General features: G+C 74.8%; 20 protein-coding genes. 8 read left to right on the top strand and 12 right to left on the bottom strand.

Translation table 11 applies throughout. The annotated features are described in order from the left end of the window. Nucleotides 1-66: 66 nt before the first annotated feature. Nucleotides 67-876: a LysR substrate-binding domain-containing protein gene (locus tag BJ983_RS27770; protein WP_179796774.1), complete on the top strand. Its 810-nt coding sequence runs from the start codon at nucleotides 67-69 to the stop codon at nucleotides 874-876. On the opposite strand, the gene BJ983_RS27765 is transcribed toward BJ983_RS27770, so the two are convergent. Continuing rightward, nucleotides 877-1,353 (bottom strand): MarR family winged helix-turn-helix transcriptional regulator, encoded by a 477-nt coding sequence (locus BJ983_RS27765; RefSeq protein WP_179796773.1) that lies wholly within the window; start codon nucleotides 1,351-1,353, stop codon nucleotides 877-879. 9 nt (nucleotides 1,354-1,362) lie between these two features. Here BJ983_RS27765 and BJ983_RS31935 point away from each other — a divergent pair, with 9 nt between their 5' ends. Further along, nucleotides 1,363-1,758 carry a DUF5313 family protein gene (locus BJ983_RS31935; RefSeq protein WP_179796772.1) on the top strand — a complete coding sequence of 132 codons (396 nt, stop codon included), beginning with the start codon at nucleotides 1,363-1,365 and terminating at the stop codon, nucleotides 1,756-1,758. Nucleotides 1,759-1,765: 7 nt separating this feature from the next. Here BJ983_RS31935 and BJ983_RS27755 read toward each other — a convergent pair whose 3' ends face one another. From BJ983_RS27755 to BJ983_RS27720, 8 genes are all read right to left on the bottom strand, one after another. Beyond that, nucleotides 1,766-3,346, bottom strand: coding sequence for a protein kinase domain-containing protein (locus BJ983_RS27755; RefSeq protein WP_179796771.1), 1,581 nt, complete (start codon nucleotides 3,344-3,346; stop codon nucleotides 1,766-1,768). Nucleotides 3,347-3,480: 134 nt separating this feature from the next. Further along, nucleotides 3,481-4,185 (bottom strand): CbiX/SirB N-terminal domain-containing protein, encoded by a 705-nt coding sequence (locus BJ983_RS27750; RefSeq protein WP_179796770.1) that lies wholly within the window; start codon nucleotides 4,183-4,185, stop codon nucleotides 3,481-3,483. A 13-nt stretch (nucleotides 4,186-4,198) separates the two neighbouring features. Then, nucleotides 4,199-5,035, bottom strand: a complete 837-nt coding sequence (locus tag BJ983_RS27745; protein ID WP_179796769.1) for a uroporphyrinogen-III synthase — start codon at nucleotides 5,033-5,035, stop codon at nucleotides 4,199-4,201. Continuing rightward, nucleotides 5,032-5,463, bottom strand: a complete 432-nt coding sequence (gene nirD, locus BJ983_RS27740) for a nitrite reductase small subunit NirD (protein WP_179796768.1) — start codon at nucleotides 5,461-5,463, stop codon at nucleotides 5,032-5,034. The genes BJ983_RS27745 and nirD overlap by 4 nt, the downstream gene beginning before the upstream one ends. Continuing rightward, a complete protein-coding gene (nirB, locus tag BJ983_RS27735) occupies nucleotides 5,460-8,048 on the bottom strand; it encodes a nitrite reductase large subunit NirB (protein WP_179796767.1) in 2,589 nt (862 codons plus the stop codon). Before nirB ends, nirD begins: the two co-directional genes overlap by 4 nt. Before the next feature lie 78 nt (nucleotides 8,049-8,126). Next, nucleotides 8,127-9,518, bottom strand: a complete 1,392-nt coding sequence (locus tag BJ983_RS27730; protein ID WP_179796766.1) for a nitrate/nitrite transporter — start codon at nucleotides 9,516-9,518, stop codon at nucleotides 8,127-8,129. 132 nt (nucleotides 9,519-9,650) lie between these two features. Next, complete coding sequence (locus BJ983_RS27725; protein WP_179796765.1) at nucleotides 9,651-10,520, bottom strand: TIGR02569 family protein; 870 nt, start codon at nucleotides 10,518-10,520, stop codon at nucleotides 9,651-9,653. Between the two features lie 122 nt (nucleotides 10,521-10,642). Further along, nucleotides 10,643-11,629 carry an o-succinylbenzoate synthase gene (locus BJ983_RS27720; protein WP_343054383.1) on the bottom strand — a complete coding sequence of 329 codons (987 nt, stop codon included), beginning with the start codon at nucleotides 11,627-11,629 and terminating at the stop codon, nucleotides 10,643-10,645. Between the two features lie 59 nt (nucleotides 11,630-11,688). Here BJ983_RS27720 and menE point away from each other — a divergent pair, with 59 nt between their 5' ends. From menE to BJ983_RS27695, 5 genes are all read left to right on the top strand, one after another. Continuing rightward, nucleotides 11,689-12,855 carry an o-succinylbenzoate--CoA ligase gene (menE, locus tag BJ983_RS27715; protein ID WP_179796764.1) on the top strand — a complete coding sequence of 389 codons (1,167 nt, stop codon included), beginning with the start codon at nucleotides 11,689-11,691 and terminating at the stop codon, nucleotides 12,853-12,855. A gap of 23 nt (nucleotides 12,856-12,878) precedes the next feature. Continuing rightward, nucleotides 12,879-15,332, top strand: a complete 2,454-nt coding sequence (locus tag BJ983_RS27710) for a winged helix-turn-helix domain-containing protein (protein WP_179796763.1) — start codon at nucleotides 12,879-12,881, stop codon at nucleotides 15,330-15,332. Nucleotides 15,333-15,504: 172 nt separating this feature from the next. After that, nucleotides 15,505-16,407: a 1,4-dihydroxy-2-naphthoyl-CoA synthase gene (locus BJ983_RS27705; protein WP_179796762.1), complete on the top strand. Its 903-nt coding sequence runs from the start codon at nucleotides 15,505-15,507 to the stop codon at nucleotides 16,405-16,407. A 190-nt stretch (nucleotides 16,408-16,597) separates the two neighbouring features. After that, the gene (locus BJ983_RS27700) at nucleotides 16,598-16,864 is read left to right on the top strand and encodes a hypothetical protein (RefSeq protein ID WP_179796761.1); all 267 of its coding nucleotides are present in this window, start codon (nucleotides 16,598-16,600) and stop codon (nucleotides 16,862-16,864) included. A gap of 188 nt (nucleotides 16,865-17,052) precedes the next feature. Then, nucleotides 17,053-17,766, top strand: a complete 714-nt coding sequence (locus BJ983_RS27695; protein ID WP_179796760.1) for a 2-keto-4-pentenoate hydratase — start codon at nucleotides 17,053-17,055, stop codon at nucleotides 17,764-17,766. A 56-nt stretch (nucleotides 17,767-17,822) separates the two neighbouring features. Here BJ983_RS27695 and BJ983_RS27690 read toward each other — a convergent pair whose 3' ends face one another. Both BJ983_RS27690 and BJ983_RS27685 read right to left on the bottom strand, forming a co-directional pair. Then, complete coding sequence (locus tag BJ983_RS27690) at nucleotides 17,823-18,290, bottom strand: MarR family winged helix-turn-helix transcriptional regulator (RefSeq protein WP_179796759.1); 468 nt, start codon at nucleotides 18,288-18,290, stop codon at nucleotides 17,823-17,825. After that, the gene (locus BJ983_RS27685; RefSeq protein ID WP_179796758.1) at nucleotides 18,277-18,702 is read right to left on the bottom strand and encodes a carbonic anhydrase; all 426 of its coding nucleotides are present in this window, start codon (nucleotides 18,700-18,702) and stop codon (nucleotides 18,277-18,279) included. Before BJ983_RS27685 ends, BJ983_RS27690 begins: the two co-directional genes overlap by 14 nt. 195 nt (nucleotides 18,703-18,897) lie before the next feature. Here BJ983_RS27685 and BJ983_RS27680 point away from each other — a divergent pair, with 195 nt between their 5' ends. Then, nucleotides 18,898-19,950: an MBL fold metallo-hydrolase gene (locus BJ983_RS27680; RefSeq protein ID WP_179796757.1), complete on the top strand. Its 1,053-nt coding sequence runs from the start codon at nucleotides 18,898-18,900 to the stop codon at nucleotides 19,948-19,950. Nucleotides 19,951-20,041: 91 nt separating this feature from the next. Here BJ983_RS27680 and BJ983_RS27675 read toward each other — a convergent pair whose 3' ends face one another. Beyond that, nucleotides 20,042-20,905 (bottom strand): formate/nitrite transporter family protein, encoded by an 864-nt coding sequence (locus tag BJ983_RS27675; protein ID WP_218890502.1) that lies wholly within the window; start codon nucleotides 20,903-20,905, stop codon nucleotides 20,042-20,044. Nucleotides 20,906-21,022 lie beyond the last annotated feature (117 nt).

The following is a 21,022-nucleotide window of genomic DNA, read 5'->3' as shown; positions in this document are numbered from 1 at the left end:
GGCCGATCTGTAAATTTCACGATGCTACGGTGCTTCGTGAGTTCCTCGAACTTTACGTTGCGACAGGTGTCCTACCTGGTCGCCGTCGCCGACCACGGCACCCTCGCGGCCGCCGCGTCGACCCTGCACGTCTCCCCGTCGGCGATCTCCGTCGCGCTCGACGAGCTCGAGCGGACGCTCGGGGTCCAGCTCACGCTGCGCCGCCGCGCGCACGGCGTGCAGCTCACGCCGGCGGGCCGGTCCGCCGTGACCCGCGGTCGCCGGCTGCTCCGCGACGCGGGCGAGCTGGCCACCAGCCTGGGCGAGGTCGCCGGGGTCGTGTCGGTCGGCTGCTACCCGACCCTCGCGCCGACCGTCCTCGCCCCGTGGATCGCGGCGCTGCGCGGGCGGCACCCGCGCACCCGCGTCGCCTTCGTCGAGGACGACCAGGACCGCCTCCAACGCCGCCTGCTCGACGGCGAGCTCGACCTCGCCGTGCTCCACGACCACGGCCTCTCCCCCGATCTCGACACCGAGCAGGTCGCCGCGAACGTCCCCTACCTGCTGGTACGGCGCGGCCACCCGGCGTCGGACCTCGCCGCCGTCGCCGACGAGCCGATGGTGCTGCTCGACCTCCCGCCGTCGTCCGACCACGCGCTCGCCGTCTGCCGGGAGCTCGGCGTCTCGCCCCGGATCGAGCACCGCACGCGGTCGACCGAGATGGTGCGCGCCCTCGTCGCCCAGGGCCTCGGCTGGTCGGTGCTCGCGCAGCCCGTTCCCGACGACGGGGTGGCGCGGGTCCCGCTGCCCGCCGAGCCGCTGCCGGTGGTCGCGGCCTGGTCGCGGGCGGTCACCCGCAGCCCGGTCGTGCTGGCGATGCTCGCGGCCCGCCCGTGATCAGGGCTCCCGCGCCGCCGCGATGACCGCGCCCAGGTCGCCGTGCAGCCGGAGCAGCTCCTCGACCGGCATCCCGAGCCGTTCCACGATCGCCGGCGGGATGCGCTCCGCCTCCGTCCGCAGCGCCCGACCGGCCGCGGTGAGCGTGACGGCGAGCGTGCGCTCGTCGCCCGGGACCCGCCGTCGTTCCAGGTAGCCCTGCGCCTCGAGCCGCTTGAGCAGCGGCGAGAGCGTGCCCGGGTCGAGCGCGAGCCTCGTCGAGAGCGCCGTGACCGACAGCGGCTCCCCGCCCCACAGCGCCAGCATGACGAGGTACTGCGGATGCGTGAGGCCCATCGGCTCCAGCAGCGGTCGGTAGAGGGCGATCACCGAGCGCGCCGCCACCGCCAGCGCGAAGCACACCTGGTTCTCCAGGGCGAGGGGGTCGATCTCCTCCGGGGCCGCCGTCACACCGGCGACCCTACACGTGGGGTGCATACTGTTGGTGTGCAAAACGTCAAGCGACCCGACCCGCTCCGGTGGCTCTGGTACGCCTACGGCGGCGGGCTGCCCGAGCGGTTCTCACCCTGGGTCCTGCACGACACGACCTGCCGGACCTGGTGGCTGCGCCACATCGCCCGGATCCTGGTCCAGATCGCCCCGTTCGCGATCGCGATCCTCGTCTTCGTGCCCGGCCCGCTGTGGCTGCGCGCGATGTGCGCGCTCGGCGGCGGGATCATGGGCATGATCTTCGCGGTCGCCTACGTGCACGAGACCGCGGAACACCGGCTGGTGAAGGCCGGCTACCCCGTCGGCACCGGCGTCGCGACCCGCGCGGAACGGGACCGCGACAAGGACGACGCGGCCGCGGCCCGGTACGCGGAGCGCTACCGCCGTTCCTGACGACGGGTCAGCGGCTCGAGAGGACCTGGCTCCCGTCGATCTTCCAGACGCCGTCCTGCTGCACCATCCGGAACAGCGTCCGCTCCTCGCTGGTCCGCCCGTCGCGGTAGGTGTAGGTGACGGTGGCGTCCACGGCGTCGCCCGGGGCCGGGGACACCCCACGGACGGTCACCCGGCTCATGTCGCCCCAGAACCGGGAGTACCCGGCGAACCCGCCCGCGGTGTTCCGCTGGTACGACGGCGTCAGCCGCTGCCAGCCCTCGGCCAGGTCCGACGGGATCAGCCCGTAGTAGTCGATGACCGCCTGCTGCTGCGCGACCTGGTCGGACGTGCCCGGCGCGGGCGGGGCGTCCGAGGCGTCGGCGGCCGACCAGTCGTCGGAGGCCGTCCCGCTCCCGGGCTCGGCCTGGTCGGTCGCGGTCGACGGGCCGGTGGTGGCACCCCCGAGCCCGCCACCGCCCGTCCCCAGCACCAGCGCCACGACCGCGGCGGCGGCCACCAGCAGCACCCCGAGGCCGATCAGCAACGGACGACGGCGGGTCCCCTCCTCCTCGCCCACCGGCGCGGGGTCGGCGCGCGGCGGCAGCGGGTGTGTCGGGCCGGGACCGGGCGGGGCCGGGACGGGCGCGACCGCGACGCGACGGCCGCTGCCGGAGGTGCTCCCGGGCCCGGTCGACGGGTCGGACGGGTCGGACGGGGCCGACGGCGGGACCGGCACGGTCGGGCTCGTCGCCGGGACCTCCTCGGGCCAGGCGTCGGTCTCGACGTCGACGGCGGCGAGCCGTTCGAGTTCGTCGCGGACCTGGTGCATCTCCGGGCGGTGCACCGGATCGGCGGCGAGCATGCGCTCCAGCAGCGGCGCGAGGCTGCCGGCACGGCGGGGCGGCGGGTGGTCCCCGGACGCGACCCGGTGCAGCAGGGCCAGCGCGTTCTCGCCCGACCCGAACGGCGGCTCGCCCTCGACCGCCGCGTAGATCGTGGATCCGAGCGAGTAGACGTCCGACCGGAAGTCGGCCGACGCCCCACGGGCGATCTCCGGCGCGAGGTAGGCGGGCGTCCCGGCCATCATCCCGGTCGAGGTGAGGGTGGCCTCGTCGACGGCGCGGGAGATGCCGAAGTCGGTGACCTTGACGATGCCGTCGGTGCCGAGCAGGACGTTGCCGGGCTTCACGTCGCGGTGGACGATCCCGGCCGTGTGTGCCGCCGTCAGGGCCGCGGCGACCTGGTGGCCCATCGCCGCGGCGGCGTGCGGGGTCAGCGGCCCGTCGGCGGCGACCACCTCGGCGAGGCTCCGCGACGGCAGGTACTCCATGACCAGCCACGGCTCCCCGCCGTGGTCGACCGCGTCGAACATCGCGATGGCGTGCGGGTGGTGGATGCGGGCGACGAGCCGGCCCTCGCGCATGACGCGCTGATGGGCCTGCTCGGTGCTGCGTTCGTCGACCCCGCCGGGCAGCCGGACCTGCTTGAGGGCCACCGTGCGCTGCAGCCGCTCGTCCTCGGCGCGCCAGACCACGCCCATCGCCCCGCTCCCGACCCGCGCGACGACGCGGTAGCGCCCGGCGATCAGCTCGTCGTCCTCGGCCACCCCGGTGTCCCTCCCTCCGCCGTCCGCGGGGTCCGGAGTGCCCATCCGGGTCGCCCGCCATACGCGTGTCCGACATCAGCCGTGTGCCACCGCTGACATCGGGCGTCGGCCGTGGGCCACCGCTGACGTCGACGTCAGGACGCGAGCGCCACCGACGCGCGGTACCGCTCGACCAGCAGCGACGCGACCGCCGGGTGGTCCCCCAACGGCTCCGCCACCACGGCCGCGCCCACCCCGGACGCCCACCGGTGGAACACCCCGGGCGCCAGCAGCCACGTCAGCAGCGCGACCGGACCGTCCTGGGCCGCGACGACGTCGGCCAGCCGCGGATCGCCCCCCGCGACGTAGCCGACCGGCACCTCGCCGCCCACCCGCTCCCGCACCAGGTCGGCCGCGACGCGGAGGTCGGCCTGCGCCACCGGGTCCGTCGACCCGGCGGCCGCCAGCACCACCTGCTGGTCGGTCCACCTGGCGGCGCGCAGCCGGGACAGCGCCGCGTCCACGAGGACGGCGTCCGGCCCGAGCGGCTCGGTCACCACCACGTCGTCGCGGCCGAGGGACGCCAGCTGCTCCGGCACGTCCCGGCGCACGTGGAAGCCCGAGGCCAGGAACGCCGGGACCACGACGACGCCCGATGGTCCGGCTCCGCCCCGCTCCGCGTCCACGGGTCCGGAGGGCAGCTTCGGCAGCAGGTCCGCCAGCTGCGGACGGGCGACGCCCGCCCAGGCCAGCCGCACCCCGACGTCGGGAAGGAGCGCCCGCACGCGCGTGAGCAGGGCACCCCAGGTCGCGCGGCCGGCCGGGTCGTTCGTGCCGTGCGCGAGGACCACCAGGGTCACGGGGACACCGCCCTCATCGGGTCGAGCTCCGCTGCGCTGCGTCTCCCACGTGTTCCTCGAGCCGCTTCACCATCGCCCCCAACCGGAACCGCTCCGGCGCCAGCGAGGGCACGTCGAGACGATCGAGCGGGGCGGACGTCACGGGCCCCACGGTGCAGGCGAGCACGCCGTCGCGCAGGGCGGCGAGCAGGTCCGCGTCCCGCCCCAGCGCCTCCGCGCGCTGCACCAGACCCTCGACGGCGGGAGCGCTCGTGAAGGTGACGACGTCGACCTCGCGCGCGATGACGGCGTCGATGAGGGCGTCGACGGCGGGCAGGTCGGGCGGCGGCTCCCACCGGTAGACGTGCACCTCGACGACGTCCGCGCCGGCCTCACGCAGCGCGGCGAGGAAGGAGGTCATGGGGTCGCCGTGCAGCTGGACCGCGATCCGTCGTCCGGACACCCCCTGCTCGAGCAGGTGCTCCAGGACCTCGGGCGACGACTCGGTCTCGTCGGCCGACCACGCCTCGCGGAACCCGGCGCCGCGGATCGCGCCGCGCGCCTTCGGGCCCCGCGCCAGCACCTCGGCGGCGGCGAGGACCGCCCGCAGCCGCTCCCCCAGCTCCCACTCGTCGGCGACCTCGAGCCACCCGCGGAAGCCCTGCCCGGTGGTCGCGACCACGACGTCGGGCGGCGCGTCGAGCAGCCCGCGGGTCTCCGACGCGAGCTGCGCGTCGTCGGCCAGGGGCACGATCCGCATCGTCGGGCCGTGCACCGTCGTCGCGCCCTTGCGGTGCAGGAGCTCGATCTGGTCGTCGGCGCGGCGGTCGGCCGTCACGCCGACCCGCACGCCGTCCAGGGGGCCGCTCACGGACCACCGACCTCGACCGTCCCGTTCACCACCCGCACAGGATAGGTGGCGACGACGACGTCCGAGTCCTCCAGCGCCACGCCCGACTCCAGCGCGAAGTGCTGCTTGTACAACGGCGAGGCGACGACCGGGGTCCCGCCCAGGTCGCCGACGATGCCGCGCGAGAGCACCGACGCCGCCGAGAACGGGTCGACGTTGTGCAGGGCGAACAGCCGGTCGTCCCGGGTGCGGAACAGCGCGACCGGCTCACCCTCCACCAGCGCGCACACCCCGCGCTCCGGCTGCAGCTTCTCGAGCGGACAGACCGCGGTCCACCCCGTTCCCGACGGCGGGTGGGCCGGGGTCGCCGGGGTCGGGTGCGGGTCCTTGGCCTCCGCGCCGTCGGTCGAGCCCGACGGGTGGTGGCGGGCGTCGGCCTGTGCGGTCATGCGGGCGCTCCCATCGGGATCCGGGCTCCGTCGGTGATCGGGACCCCGCCGAGGCCGAGCGCGGCGAGGTCGGTCGGCTGGCCGTCCTTCATCCCGGCCGGGACCCGCCGGCCGAGGTGGTCGACGAACTCGATCGTCGGGTCGGGCACGCCCGGCGCGTTGACGAACGAGGTGAACCGCTCGAGCTTCTCCGGGTCCTCCAGGACCGCGGCCCACTCGTCGGCGTAGCCCGCGACGTGACCCGCCATCTGCTCGTCGAGCGAGGCGCAGATGCCGAGCGAGTCCTCCATGATCACCTCACGGAGGTGGTCGATGCCGCCCTCGAGCGACTCGATCCACGGCGCGGTGCGCTGCAGCCGGTCGGCGGTGCGGACGTAGAACATGAGGAAGCGGTCGATCGTGCGGACCAGCGTCGTCGTGTCCAGGTCCGAGGCGATCAGCTCCGCGTGCCTCGGGGTGAACCCGCCGTTGCCGCCGAGGTAGAGGTTCCACCCGGTCTCGGTGGCGATGATCCCGAAGTCCTTCGACCGGGCCTCCGCGCACTCGCGGGCGCAGCCCGACACCCCGGACTTCAGCTTGTGCGGCGACCGGAGCCCCCGGTAGCGCAGCTCCAGGGCGACGGCGAGCCCGACGGAGTCCTGCACGCCGTAGCGGCACCAGTCGGTGCCGACGCACGACTTCACCGTGCGCAGCGACTTGCCGTAGGCGTGGCCGGACTCGAACCCGGCGTCGACCAACCGGCGCCAGATCTTCGGCAGGTCGTCGACGCGCGCCCCGAACATGTCGATCCGCTGGCCGCCGGTGATCTTCGTGTAGAGCCCGAAGTCCTTCGCCACCGAGCCGATCGCGATGAGCCCCTCGGGCGTCACCTCCCCGCCGGGCAGGCGCGGGACCACCGAGTAGGTGCCGTTGCGCTGCATGTTCGCGAGGAAGTGGTCGTTGGTGTCCTGCAGCGTCGCCGACTCGCCGTCGAGCACGTGCCCGCCGGCGAGGGTCGCGAGCATCGACGCCACGGCGGGCTTGCAGACGTCGCAGCCCCGGCCCGTGCCGTAGCCCTCGACGACCTCGGTGAACGTCCGCAGGCCGGTCACCCGGACGATCTCGTAGAGCTCCGCGCGGGACTGCGCGAAGTGCTCGCAGAGCGCCTTCGAGACCTCGACGCCACAGGACGCGAGGACCTTGCCGAGGGTCGGCACGCAGGAGCCACAGGTGGTGCCGGCCCGGGTGCAGGCCTTGAGCTGCGGGACGGTCGTGGCCTCGCCGGAGCTGATGGCCTCGACGAGCGCGCCCTTCGTCACCGCGTTGCACGAGCAGATCTGGGCGCCGTCGGGCAGGGCGTCGATGCCGACGCCCACGGCCCCGTCGGAGGCCGGCGCGATCAGCGACATCGGGTCGCCGGGGAGCTTCTCGCCGAGGAAGCCGCGCAGCGTCTCGTAGTTCGAGGCGTCGCCGACGAGGATGCCGCCGAGCAGGGTCGTCGCGTCGTCGGAGACGACGAGCTTGGAGTACGTGCCCGCCACGGGGTCGTTCAGCGTCACCTCGAGCGCCCCGGCGGTCGCCGCGTGCGCGTCGCCGAAGCTCGCCACGTCGACCCCGAGCAGCTTGAGCTTCGTCGACAGGTCGGCCTCGGTGAAGCGGCCCTCGCCGCCGGTGAGCCGCCCCGCGACGACCTCGGCCATCGCGTACCCCGGCGCGACGAGGCCGTAGGTCCGGCCCTTGACCGCGGCGACCTCGCCGATGGCCCAGACGTGCTCGTCGGAGGTCCGGCACCGGTCGTCGACCAGCACCCCGCCGCGCTCCCCCACCTCGAGCCCCGCCTCGCGGGCCACCGTGTCGGCCGGACGGATGCCGGCGGAGAAGACGACCACGGAGGCGTCGAGCTCGGTGCCGTCGGAGAGCGTGACGGTCAGGCCGCCGCGGTGGTCCCGGGCGATCGAGCTCGTGGAGACGCCGGTGTGAACCCGCAGGCCGAGCTCGGACACGAGCCGCCGGAGCAACGCGCCACCGCCCTCGTCGACCTGCACCGGCATCAGTCGCGGCGCCATCTCCACCACGTGCGGCGACAGGCCGAGCTGCCGCAGCGCGTTCGCGGCCTCCAGCCCGAGCAGCCCGCCGCCGACGACGACGCCGGACCGCCGGCCCGCACCCGCCGTCGAGATCGCCTTCTCCGCCGCCGCGCGCAACCCGTCGAGGTCGTCGAGCGTGCGGTAGACGAAGACGTCGTCGAGGTCGCGGCCCGGCACCGGCGGCACGAACGGGACGCTGCCGGTGGCGACGACCAGTTCGTCGTAGGCGACGTCGCGACCCTTCGCGGTCCGGACCGTGCGCCGCGCGAGGTCGACGGACGCCACCGGCTCGTCGAGGTGCAGCTCCACCAGCGGGTCGCTGTGCTCGTCGAGGGTGAGGTCGTCCGCCGAGGCGTCGCCGACGTAGGAGGACAGCGCGACCCGGTCGTAGGCCGGCCGGTTCTCCTCGGCCAGCACCACCACCTTCCACGCGTCCTCGGTGTCGAGCCGGCGCAGGCTCTCGACGAAGCGGTGCCCGACCATCCCGTGGCCGACGACGACGACCGTGCGGGGGTTCATGCGGATGTGCTCCCTTCGGTCGCAGGTGAGCAGAAAAGGTCGCTACGGCGACCTTTTCTGCTCACCGGGCGAAGCCACCTACACCGACGCGTACGAGACCGTGGACCCGGTCTTCGGGTCGGTCGCCGCCTTCGCGTTGCGCATGTAGACGAGGTAGGTCACGACGAAGCAGACGGCGTAGAAGGCGAGGAACGCCCAGAACGCCGGCACGCCGCTCTTCACGGTGAGGAAGGACTGCCGGAACGCGAGGTTGATCAGCAGGCCGCCGAAGGCGCCGATCGCGCCGGCGATCCCGATGACGGCGCCGGAGATGCGGCGTGCCCACAGCAGGGAGGCGTCGGTGTCCCGGCCCGTCGACTCCGACGCGGCCAGGGCCTTCGTCCGGAAGATCGCCGGGATCATCTTGTAGACCGAGCCGTTGCCGATCCCGGAGGTGATGAACAGCAGGGTGAAGCCGACGACGAACAGGCCGAGCGACTGCTGCCCCGAGGCGATGATGCAGATCAGCGAGGAGACGGCCATCGCGACGAAGTTCCAGAAGGTCACCCGCACCCCGCCGATGCGGTCGGAGAGCCAGCCGCCGACCGGGCGGATGAGCGACCCGAGCAGCGGGCCGATGAAGGTCAGGGTCGCCGCCTGCAGCGGGGTCCGGCCGAACTGGTTCTGCAGCACGAGGCCGAAGGCGAAGCTGTAACCGATGAACGAGCCGAAGGTGCCGATGTAGAGGAAGGAGATGACCCAGGTCTGGGCCTCCTTCGTCGCCTCCTTGAGCGCACCGGTGTCGTTGCGCACGGTACTCAGGTTGTCCATGAAGATCGCCGAGCAGAGCGTGGCGATCACGACGAGCGGGATGTAGATCCCGAGCAGGATGCGGATGCCGGTGACGCCGCCGCCCGCCGTCGCGAGGATGAGCAGGCCGAGCAGCTGGATCACCGCGACGCCGAGGTTCCCGCCGCCGGCGTTGAGGCCGAGCGCGTAGCCCTTGTACCGGTCGGGGAAGAACGCGTTGATGTTGGTCATCGACGAGGCGAAGTTGCCGCCGCCGACGCCCGCGATCGCCGCGAGCACCATGAGCGTCGTGTAGCTGACGCCGGGCTGGACGATGAACGCCGCGAGGATCGTCGGGACGAGCAGCAGCGCCGCGGCGATGATCGACCAGTTGCGGCCGCCGAACACCGCGACGGCCATCGTGTAGGGCAGGCGCAGGAACGACCCGACGAGCGTCGGCATCGCGACGAGGAAGAACTTCCCGGCCACGTCGAGCCCGAACGCGTCGTTCGGCATGAAGAGCACGAGGACCGACCACAGGGTCCAGATCGAGAACCCGATGTGCTCGGAGAAGACGGAGAACCACAGGTTGCGGTTCGCGACCCGCTTCCCGCCGCCCTGCCAGAAGGACTCGTCCTCCGGGCGCCAGTCGTCGATCCACCGCCCCCGGACCGGTCCCTCGGACCTGGCCTGCACCGTCATCGCGTCCGCCTCCCGCAGGGGGCGATCCGTGGTGCGCCCCGTTCGGGACCGGACGGTAGGAATCGGGCGTTACACGGCGATGACGTCGTGTTGCGGGCGGACGACGGAAGGAGAGCCTCCCGTCACGGTTGGCTAGAGCAGTTCGGTGATGACGCGGGCGGCGTGCTCGAGCCCGCGCAGCGACTCCTTGGTGCACGCCGGGTGCTGGGCGTGCACGGCCAGCCGGAACAGCAGGCCGTGCAGCAGCATCTGCGGCCACGCCTGCAGGTGCGACCAGCGACCGACGATGCCCGCGTCGGCGCCGCCCCACGCGAGGGCGTCCACGACGACCACGGCCGCCGCCCACTCCACCGGCCGCCAGAACGGGACGAGGTCCAGGACGGCGGGCGGGGTCGCGTCCTCGCCCGCCCCGGCCCCCTCGAAGAGCACGGTGCCGAACAGGTCGCCGTGCACGAGCTGCAGCGGCAGCGTCGAGGACACCCGACGGCGGGCGAGCTCGGCGAACAGGTCGCCGCCGGTCTCGGGGTCGAGCGGCACCGTCTTCTCGCCGAACGCCGCGCGGTCGGCGCGCGCGAGGATGTCGTCCCGGTCGTCGACCAGGCGGGGGCGGGACAGCCGGGCGGTGGCGCGGTGCAGGCGCAGTGAGACCGCCACCACGTCGTCGTGCCGCGGGCGGACCTCCCCCGCGACGTCGTGGCAGGCCGACCAGCCGGACACCACGCGGCGGCCGTCGGAGGCGCGGACCGGCCGGGCGAGCCGGATGCCGTCGACGCCCCCGCCGGCCAGTTCCTCGAGCGTCGCGGCCGACCAGGCGGCGAGCACGGTGTCCGACACCGGGCGCAGCAGCACACCGTCGCAGCTCCAGGCGGGGCCGGGCAGGTGCGGACGGGGCCGCGGTACCGAGTCCCGGACGCCGAAGGCGGTCCGGACGTGCACCGGAGGACCCTCGGGCTCGCCGGCCGCCGACGCCCCCGCCGACGATCCCCGAGCCACCGCGGTCATCGTTCCCCCGTCACCAAGGACGCCCTGCCCGTCACGCTCCGCACGCTATACCCGACACGGGTCGAGGGACGGTCACCAGCCCCGGCGTGTCCGTCCCCGCGGGTCGGGGTCGGGGTCGGGGTTCACCGGTCGTCGACCAGGCGTAGCACCCGGCTCACCCGGTCGAGCCACCACGTGGCCCGGTCCGGGGACATGGCCTCCCCGACGACGGGCGTGGGGGCTGCGGGCAGCACCGGCAACCACCCGGCGTCGGGCACGAGCGACGCCGCCACCGTGTCCTGCGCGAGCAGGCTCGTCGTCCCGAGCCCGCAGGCGTACGGCAGTTCGGGCAGCGCCCCGGCGAGGGCGAGGCCCGCGGCGAGACCGACCGAGCTCTCCACCGCGGAGGACACCACGCACGGCAGCCCGATCGCCTCGGCGATGCGCAGCGACGCCGCGACCCCGCCGAGCGGCGCGACCTTGACCACCGCGACGTCGGCCGCCTCGGCCTCGACCACCCGCATCGGGTCGGACGCCCGGCGGATCGACTCGTCGGCGGCCACCGGGACGTCCACCCGACGGCGCACCGCGGCCAGCTCCTCGACGGTGCGGCACGGCTGCTCGACGTACTCCAGGCCGCCGGCCGCCCGGTCCAGCGCGCGGATCGCCGTGACGGCCGCGTCGACCGGCCAGCCGCCGTTGGCGTCGACGCGGATCCGTCCGGCCGGGCCCAGGGCCGCGCGGACCGCCTCGACCCGGGCGAGGTCCTCCCCCGGGTCCTGGCCGGCCTCGGCGACCTTCACCTTCGCGGTGCCGGCCCCGGACGCGGTGACGGTGCGGTGCGCCTGCTCGGGGTCGACGGCGGGGACGGTCGCGTTCACCGGGATCCGCGTCCGTCGCGGGGGCGGCCAGGCGGGGCCGAGCGCCGACTCCAGCGCGCAGCGCAGCCAGGGCACGGCCTCGTCGTCGTCGTACTCGACGAACGGGCAGAACTCGCCCCACCCGCCGTCGGGACCGGCGAGCAGCAGCGTCTCCCGGACGGTGATGCCGCGGAACCGGACGCGCATCGGGAGGGCCACCGGGACCGCCCGGAGCTCCACGCCGCCGGTGGTCGTGACGAGATCGCCCACCGGTCCACGGTAGTCCCCGATCCCGATCTTGCCCGTCGGTGCGGCCTACCGTGGGGGCCATGGACCGCACCCGCCCCGTCGAGGTCGTCGCCACCGACGGGTCCGCCGCCGCCGCCCGCGCGCTCGGCGAGCGGCTCGTGGCGGCCGTGGCCGGGCACGGCCCCGCGGTCCTGCCGACGGGTCCCGACGACCCGCCCCCGCCGGCGACGCTGCGCGCCCCGGTCGGCCCCGGCGTCGCCGCGGTGGTGACGACGTCGGGCTCCACCGGCGTCCCCAAGGCCGTCCTGCTCTCCGGCACGGCGCTCGCCGCGTCCGCGACGTCGACGGCCGCCCGGCTCGGCGGCGAGGGCCGCTGGCTGCTCGCGCTCCCCGCGCACCACGTCGCCGGGGTGCAGGTGCTGCTGCGCTCGGCCCGGGCCGGGACGCCGGCCGCGGTGATGGATCTGCGCGACGGCTTCCGGCCCGACGCGTTCGCCGCCGCCGTCCGGGCCGCCCGCCCGGCGGTCACCCGGCTCTCCCTCGTGCCCACGCAGCTGCGGCGGCTGCTGGACGACGCGGACGCCGGCCTCGACGCGCTCCGGGGGTTCGGCGCGGTGCTGATCGGTGGGGCCGCCACCGAGACCGCGCTCCTCGAGCGGGCCCGTGCCGCCGGGGTGCGGGTGGTGACCACCTACGGGATGAGCGAGACCTGCGGCGGCTGCGTGTACGACGGGGTGCCGCTGGACCGGGTCACCCTCGACCTCGAGGACCCGGACGCGTCCGGCGTCGGACGGATCGTGCTGGGCGGCGCGACCGTCGCCGACGGCTACCAGGGGTCGACCGACCCGTCGTTCCTCCCGGGCCGCCGGTTCCGCACCTCCGACCTCGGGCGCGTGCTCCCGGGCGGGCGGCTCGAGGTGCTCGGGCGGGCGGACGACGTGATCGTCACCGGTGGCGAGAAGGTGCCGCCGATCGTCGTCGAGCGGGCCCTGCGCGCGGTGCCGGGGGTGCGCGAGGCGTGCGTGGTCGGGGTGCCGGACCCGGAGTGGGGCGCGCGGGTGGTCGCCGTCGTGACCGGCTCCGACCTGGAGCCCGAGGCGGTCCGCCGCGAGGTCGACTGGCTGGGCCGGGCGAGGCCGCGGGCGGTCCGGGTGCTCGACGAGCTGCCGCTGCGCGGGATCGGCAAGCCGGACCGGGCGGCCGTGCGGGAGCTCTTCGCGACCGAGGGCGGAGCAACACCGGCGTAACGATCGGATGGTGCGATGGAGGCGTGCACCTGCTCCTGCTCAGCGGGGCGTCCACGGTCGACGAGGTGCTCCCGGGGCTCGCGATGCTGCCCGACCACCGCGTCACCCCCGGCGCCCTCACCGCGGCCGACGCCCTGACCTCCGCCGTCGACGTCGACGCCGTGCTGCTCGACGCCCGGACCCGCCCCTTCGCCGCCGCCGAGCTCGCCGCCGCGATCGACGCGGTCCGGCCCGGGCTGCCGGTCGCGGTCGTGGTGGGACCGGACGCGGCGTTCCCGGTCGAACAGGACGTCCCGGTCGACACCCTGCTCCTGCCCGACGCCTCCCCCGGCGAGGTGGCCACCCGCCTGCGCCTGCTCGCCCGCCCGGTCCCGCCCGTCCCGCGGCCGCGCCGGGACCGGCGCCCGACCGCCCCGCCACCGGGGGCCCTCGTCGTCGGCGACCTGGTCGTCGACACCGTCGCCTACCAGGCGTCGGTCGGCGGGCGCCCGCTCGCGCTCGCCCGCCGTGAGCTGGAGCTGCTCGCCGACCTCGCCGCGCGGCCCGGCCGCCCCGTCACGCGGGCCGCCCTGCTGCGTCGGGTGTGGGGCCCGGAGTACGAGGGCAGCGCGCGCACCGTCGACGTGCACGTCCGCGCGCTGCGCCGGGCGCTCGGGCCGACCCACCGCGAGATGGTCCGCACCCTCCACGGCGTCGGCTACGCCCTCGTCCCGACGGCCGGTGTGGCTGCCGCGCCCGCCGCCCCGCCGGCGCGGGTGGCCGCGCCGCTGCGTCCGGACGACGCGCTCGGGGCCCCGTCGGCACCCGCCCGGCCGGGTGGACGGGACGCCCCCGGCGACGTCGTCGCGAGCAAGCGGGCGGGCCTGCCCCTCGACCTCGACGCGGTCGCCGACCCCGCCCGGCTCGGCGCCCTGGAGCGCTACAGCCTCAAGACCCTCGGGGCGTGCTCGGAGCGCGAGGACGGGTCGTTCCTGCTGCGCGCGCGGACCCGCGGACGCGTGTCGGCGGACGCCGCCGCGGCGCTCGCCGCCCTCCTGCGCGGGCGCGGGTCCGGCCCGGTCCACCTCACCACCCGCCAGCAGCTCGAGCTCCACGGTGTGCCGGCCGACCGGGTCGTGGACACCCTCGACGCCCTGCACGCCGCCGGCCTGGACACGGACGCGACCTGCGGGCACACCGTCCGCGGCGTCACCAGCTGCCCGGACGCGGGCGTCTCGGCCGAGGAGCCGTTCGACTGCACGCCCGACGCCGAGCTGCTCACCGACTCGCTGCTGCGGCTCGGACCCGGGCTGAACACGCGGCTGCCGCAACGCTTCACGGTGAGCCTCGGCGGCTGCCCGGGGTGCCGCGCGCAGGCCAAGGTCTCCGACGTCGGGCTCGTCTCCGTCCTCGACGGCGAGGGGCGGCCGGGCTACGAGTTGTGGGTGGGCGGTGGCCTCGGCCGCTCCCGTCCGACACTCGCGACCCGGCTCACCGCGTTCGTCCCGCGCGACGAGCTCCTCCCGGCCGTCCACGCCGTGCTCGCGGTGTTCCTCGCGCACGGCGCGTTCGAGCAGCCGAACCGGGCGCGGCTCAAGTTCCTCCTCGCCCGGCTCGGAGCCGACCGCTTCACCGCGCTGGTCGCCGAGGCCACCGCCGAGCTGCGTGGACGTCCGTGGCCGGCGCCCGCCCCACTGCCCGAGGTCCACGCCCCCGGCGTGCCGAGCGGGCCGACGCCCGAGCACGGGTGGGGCGACGACGTGCGGCCGCAGCGGGTGCCGGGCCTCGCGACGGTCACCGTCACCGTGCCGCTCGGCCGCCTGTCCGCCGACGCGCTCGACGTCCTCGCCGAGGTCGCCCGCGAGCTCGGCGACGGGATGGTGCGACTGAGCCGCGAGCAGAACGTCGTGCTCCGGGACGTCCCGGTCGGGCGGGTCGGGGAGCTCGCCGTCCGGGTCGCCGCGGTGGGCCTCGCCGTGCACACCCACCGTCCGGCGCGGGACGTGCGGTCCTGCGTCGGGGCCCCTTCCTGCGCGCTGGCCATCACCCCGACCCGCGACCTCGCCGGCGCGTTGTGGCACCTCCCCGTGCTGCGCCGGAACTCGCGGGTGTCGGTGAGCGTCTCCGGCTGCCCCGCCTCCTGCGCCCGCCACCAGGCCGCCGACCTCGGACTGGCCGGGAACCTGGTGTCGGTCCGCGGGCGGCGCGTCCCCGGCTACCGGGTGCACCTCGGCGGCGACCTCGGGCGCGACCGGATCGGCCGGGTGCTCGGGCGGGTCGCGCAGGACCAGGTCACCCAGCTCGTCGATCAGGTCGTGCGCACCTGGGAGGACCTCCGGGTGGGCCACGAGACCCTGGCCGACAGCGTCGCCCGCACCGGGCTGGAGCCGTTCGTGTCGGGCCTGCGCGGGCTGCCGGGGCTGTCGTGGGAGGCCGGCGACGACGAGGGCCCCGACCGCCCGTCCCCGCCGATCACGCCGGTGCGGACCCGCTCCTAGGCTCGGCGGGGAGCTCCGTTCCGGACGCCGGGTCGGCCTTCGCGAGACGCACGGGAAGCAGGTCCGAGCGTGCCGCGCGATGCCTGGTGTACCCCTCGCGAACGGCGCGGCGAGTCGGTCCTGCTCCCGCCGCATCCGCGGGCACCGCACCCGACGCCTAGGGTCGCTCCCCGTGGACGAACCGCTCTTCGACAGCTCGGTCTGGCGCCCGGTGGAGGGCTTCGACCTCACCGACATCACGTATCACCGCTCGGTCGAGCTGGGATGCGTGCGCATCGCCTTCGACCGGCCCGAGGTGCGCAACGCGTTCCGCCCGCACACCGTCGACGAGCTGGCGACGGCCCTCGAGCACGCCCGGACGAGCGCCGACGTCGGCGTCGTCCTGCTCACCGGCAACGGTCCCTCCCCGCGCGACGGCGGGCACGCGTTCTGCTCCGGCGGCGACCAGCGCATCCGCGGGCGCACGGGCTACCAGTACGCGTCGTCCGAGACCGCGGTCAGCGCCCAGGAGCAGGGCCGCGCGGGCCGGCTGCACATCCTCGAGTGCCAGCGGCTGATCCGCTTCATGCCGAAGATCGTCATCTCCGTGGTCAACGGGTGGGCAGCGGGCGGCGGCCACTCCCTGCACGCCGTCTCCGACCTCACCCTGGCGAGCGCCGAGCACGCCCGCTTCAAGCAGACCGACGCCGACGTCGGGTCCTTCGACGGCGGGTACGGCTCGGCCTACCTCGCCCGGCAGGTCGGGCAGAAGTTCGCCCGCGAGATCTTCTTCCTCGGCCGGACCTACACCGCCGAGCAGATGCACCGGATGGGCGCGGTCAACGAGGTCGTGCCGCACGCGGAGCTGGAGACCACCGCCCTGCAGTGGGCGCGGGAGATCCTCGGCAAGTCCCCGCAGGCCCAGCGGATGCTCAAGTACTCGTTCAACCTGATCGACGACGGCCTGGTCGGCCAGCAGCTCTTCGCCGGCGAGACGACGCGCCTGGCCTACATGACCGACGAGGCCGTGGAGGGCAAGGAGTCGTTCCTCGAGAAGCGCGAGCCCGACTGGTCGCCCTTCCCCTGGTACTACTGAGCGCACCCGGACGGTCACGCTACGACGATTTTCAAACATGGAGTTCGCCATAGCTGGTTAACGTGGAGGCAAAGGGAGTATTTATTGCCGCTATACGCGGCAGTCAGGGTCGTCCGTGCGCCGGGATGACAGGTCCGGCGCATCCCATGACCCGCCGCCGTCGGGGGCGGTCAGTCGGAAGGAACTCCTGATGTCGAACACGCTCACCGCACGTCTCGGCCGCCTCGCGGCGGCCGCCGCCGTCTCGGTCGCCCTCATGGGCCTCGGAGGCGGTGTGGCCTTCGCGGACGAGACCCCGGACGGGGTCATCCAGGAGGTCGGCGGCGCCGTCTCCGACGTCGAGGAGGCCACCGGGGTCGCGGACGCCTCGGATGCCGTCAGCGAGGCCACCGGCCTGGACGACGTCGAGGAGGACCTCGGCGTGACGAAGGCCGAGGAGGGCCTCGGCCTCGGCTGAGTCCGCGCACGCACGAGGGCCGGGTCGCCGCGGGCGGCCCGGCCCTCGTCGTCCCGGCCCGTCACAGGAACGTCGGATCCACCAGGGGTCACGCGCACTAGTTCGACGTCGTCGCGCACGTGCTCGCGGCGTCCGCGCGGGTGGTCGGACGACCGGCTCGCGGACCGTCCCGGTCCGAGGGTGTATCGATGACCGCCATGGAGGACCGACGGGTCGACCGGCTGCTCGGCGCGCGGGACACGGGCGCGCGGCTCCCCCGGGACCCCGACCTGGACCTCGACGCGGCCTACCTCCTCGCTGCGGAGGTCGAGCAGCGGCTCGGCGAGCGGGGCAACCGCCGGGTCGGACGCAAGATCGGGTTCACCAACCGCGGGGCATGGGACGCGCACGGGCTCGACCGCCCGATCTGGGCGCCGGTCTACGACACCACCCTCACCCGTTGTCGGAGCCTCTCCCTCGGCGCCCTCCCCGAGCCACGCCTGGAGCCCGAGATCGTCCTCGGGGTGTCGCGGTACCCGGAGATCGCGTGGGCGGCGCTCGGCGTGGAGATCGTCGCCAGCCACCATCCGGGGTGGCGGTTCTCCCCCGCCGAGGCGGTCGCCGACTTCGGCCTGCACGCGATGCTGGTCCTCGGCCCGCAGCTGCCGGTGGACGGGTTGGCGGACGTCGAGGTCGCCCTCTCCGGCCCCGGCTTCTCGACGACGGGTCGGGGTGCGAACGCCCTCGGCGGCCCCCGGCACGCGCTTGCCGCGTTGGCCGACCTCCCTGGCGCCACCCCCGTCGCCGATGGCGAGATCGTGACGACGGGGACGCTGGTCGACCCGCCGTGGATCGAGCCGGGTCAGCGCTGGACCCTGCAGGTCGCGGGCGGCCCGGAGCTGACCGTCACCACCCGCCCCTGAGGAGGCACCCGGTGGACCGGTACGGGCCCCCTGTCGTTCCCGAGCGACCACACCTGTCACGGCGGCATCGGATCCACCAGGGCCGCCAACCACCGGTCCAGCACGTCGAGGGCCTCGGGCCCGAGGCGCTCGAGGACCCTGGTCTGCGCGCCCTCCCACGCCCCACGCGCCGAGGCGAGCACCTGGAGCCCGAGCGGGGTCACGCCGACGAGACGGGTCCGCCCGGTGGGCGTGAGCTCGACCGCCTCGATCCAGCCCGCCGTCGTCATCCCGGCCAGCGTCCGACTGACCGTGGACCGCTCCATGGTCAGCGCGGAGGCGACGGCCGAGGGCGGGAGCGGCCGCCCGTGCCCGACGACTATCCCCAGGATCTCGGTCTGCGCGAGGGACAGCCCGATCCGCGCCAGCGCGCCCTCGTGGATCCGGGCCACCGCGCGGTGCAGGCGGTCCACGCGGAGCCCCACGCACCCGGCAACGAGGTCCCGGGCCATCGCCTCGGCCGCGGCCCGCTCAGGCGGGGACAACCGTGGTGACCGTTCCCGTGTCGAGGTCGTAGACGTGCCCCGACACGGCGCCCCGCGCGGACACCAGGCCCGACGCGCGCAACAGGCCGACGTCGTGGCGCACCGTGCTCGCGGGGTCGGTGACGGCTCCGCCGACCGAACCGGCCACGTCCTCGCCGACCGCCGCCATGAACGCCTGCCGGAACGCGTCGTCCGCGAGGACGTGGGTGCCGCACTGCGTGTGGTGGACGACGGCGATCTCGAAGAGCGGGCCCTCCGGCCGGAGCTTCCGCTCCGAGAGGTAGGTGACGAAGGCGAGGTCGGCGAGCACCGTCGGTGTGACCCGCCCGCCGGCGTTCCGGATCACCGCCCCCTCGCCCGGCCCGAGCCCCAGGAACGCAGCCGGATCGGTCCGCGGGTCGAGACAGGTCACGATGACGACGTTGCCCGTTGGGTAGATCGGGACGTCGCGTTACGCGTCGCCCGCGGCGAAGCGGGCGTTCCGGTCGAGCAGCACGTCGAACGAGGCCACGGCCGTCATCTCCCCAAGTGATGTATCTACATCACCAGTGAAGCACGCGCAGGCCGCAGATGACGGTCGACCTCGTCGAGGGCCAGGATCGACGCCGTGTGCACCGAGACCCCCGATGCGGCCGCCGTCGCCTTCGCCACCCCGCGAGCCGCGGACGGCGCCGCCGTCGACCCGGTCCACCTGGAGCCGGTCGACGCCCTGACGATCACCGTCCTCGTGGACAACTCCTTCGACGCCCTGCTCGCCGACGGGCCGGGGGTCACCCGCGCCCGGCTCGGCACCGGGCCCGGGGAGCCGGCCGACCAGTACGTCGACGGGCTCGCCCGACCCGGGCTGGTGGCGGAGCACGGGTTCTCGGCGCTGGTCACGGTCACGCGCGACGGGCACGACCACACCCTGCTCTTCGACACCGGCGTCTCGCCGGAGGGCATGGCGGTGAACGGGCGCCGGCTCGAGGTCGACCCGGGCGACATCGGGGCCATCGTCCTCTCCCACGGCCACGCCGACCACACCGGCGGCTTCCCCGGCCTGGAGCGCTGGCTCGGCCGGGCGGCGAGCCCGCTCGTGCTGCACCCGGTGGCCTTCACCGAGCGACGCCTCGTGCCGCCAGGGGGCGCGCCGTTCGTGATGCCGCGGCTCGACCGCGCGGCCCTCGTCGGGGACGGCATCGAGCTGATCGAGCGCCGCGAGCCGTCGTTCCTGCTCGGCGGCAGCGTGCTGATCACGGGCGAGGTCGACCGGACCACGGAGTTCGAGCAGGGCATGCCCTTCCACGAGGCCCGGGTCGACGGGAACTGGACGCCCGACCCGTGGATCGTCGACGACCAGGCGCTCGTCGTCGACGTCCGCGGTCGGGGCCTCGTCGTGCTGACCGGCTGCGGGCACGCCGGGTCGGTGAACATCGCCCGGCACGCGCTCCGGCTGACCGGGCACGAGCGGCTGCACGCCCTGCTGGGCGGCCTGCACCTCACCGGCCCCGGGTTCGAACCGATCATCGAGCCCACCGTCGAGGCGCTCGTCGACCTCGCCCCCGACGTCGTCGTCCCCGCGCACTGCACCGGCTGGCGTGCACAGATGCGGCTGGCCCAGGCCCTCGGCGACGCGTTCGTGCCGGGTGCCGTGGGCAGCCGCTACACCTTCGCGGCCTAGCCCCCGGCGGGCCGTGCGGTACGAACAGGCCGTTCGGCACGCTCGTCCGTGACGAACGGCCCGTTCGTCCGGGCGCGGCGCCGGAGCGCACCTACGCCTGCGCGACCTCCCGCTCGCGGGGCACCGCCGAGTCGGGGACGTCCTCGTCGTGGCCCGGCTTCTCGCTGCGCGCGACGAACCCGTAGGCGGCGCCGACCAGCAGACCCCCGCCGACGAGGTTGCCGAGCCCGACCCAGAGCAGGTTCCAGGCGAAGTGCCCGACGGTGGCCTCGGGCAGCCCGCTGAACAGGCCGAGACCGAAGATCGTCATGTTGGCGACGACGTGGTCGAAGCCGGTGGTGATGAAGGCCAGCAACGCCCAGAACAGCACGACCAGCTTCGCGCCGTCCGACCGCGTCCGCGCGGCCATCCACACGCCGAGGCAGACCAGGAAGTTGCAGAGCACGCCGCGGAAGAACATGGTCGCGACCGTCTCGGTCTCCTTCGACCGGAACGTCGAGGTGAGGAAGTTCAGCGCCGCCGGCGGCTGACCCGGGTTCGCGATCCGCAGCACGCCCGACGCCTCGACGAGCAGGGAGAACAGCAGCCCGCCGACGAGGTTGCCGACGAACGAGAACAGGATGACCGCGACCACCGCGCCGACCCCGACGCGCCGCGCCCGGCCGAACAGGCCGAGGATCATCGTCATCATGTTGCCGGTGGTGAGCTCGCCGCCGGCGAAGACGACCAGGGTCAGGGCGATCCCGAAGACGAGGCCCTGCACCAGCTTGGTGAACGGGCTGTTCGCGGCGTTGAGGGGACCCGCGGCGGCCAGCATCAGGGCGACCGCCACCCCGATGTAGGCCCCGGCGAGCGCGGAGCTCACGAGGTAGGAGCCGGGCGAGCGGGAGGCGCGGGCCTTGGTGGTCGCGGCCTCGGCCTGCTCGTCCACGGCCTCGCTGATGGGGATGGGCATGGTCACCTTCCGGACGACGGGATCATGTTCGTAGGCATACGAACAGCCGATGCCCGGTCGGCGGTGCGAAGTCCGTGAACAGGCGGTCAAGTGTGGATCACCGTTGGCGTCATTCCG

Source organism: Actinomycetospora corticicola (assembly GCF_013409505.1).
GTDB classification, from domain to species: domain Bacteria; phylum Actinomycetota; class Actinomycetes; order Mycobacteriales; family Pseudonocardiaceae; genus Actinomycetospora; species Actinomycetospora corticicola.
Note: the sequence above shows the minus strand (reverse complement) of the source record. Positions and strands in the feature narration are given on the sequence as shown.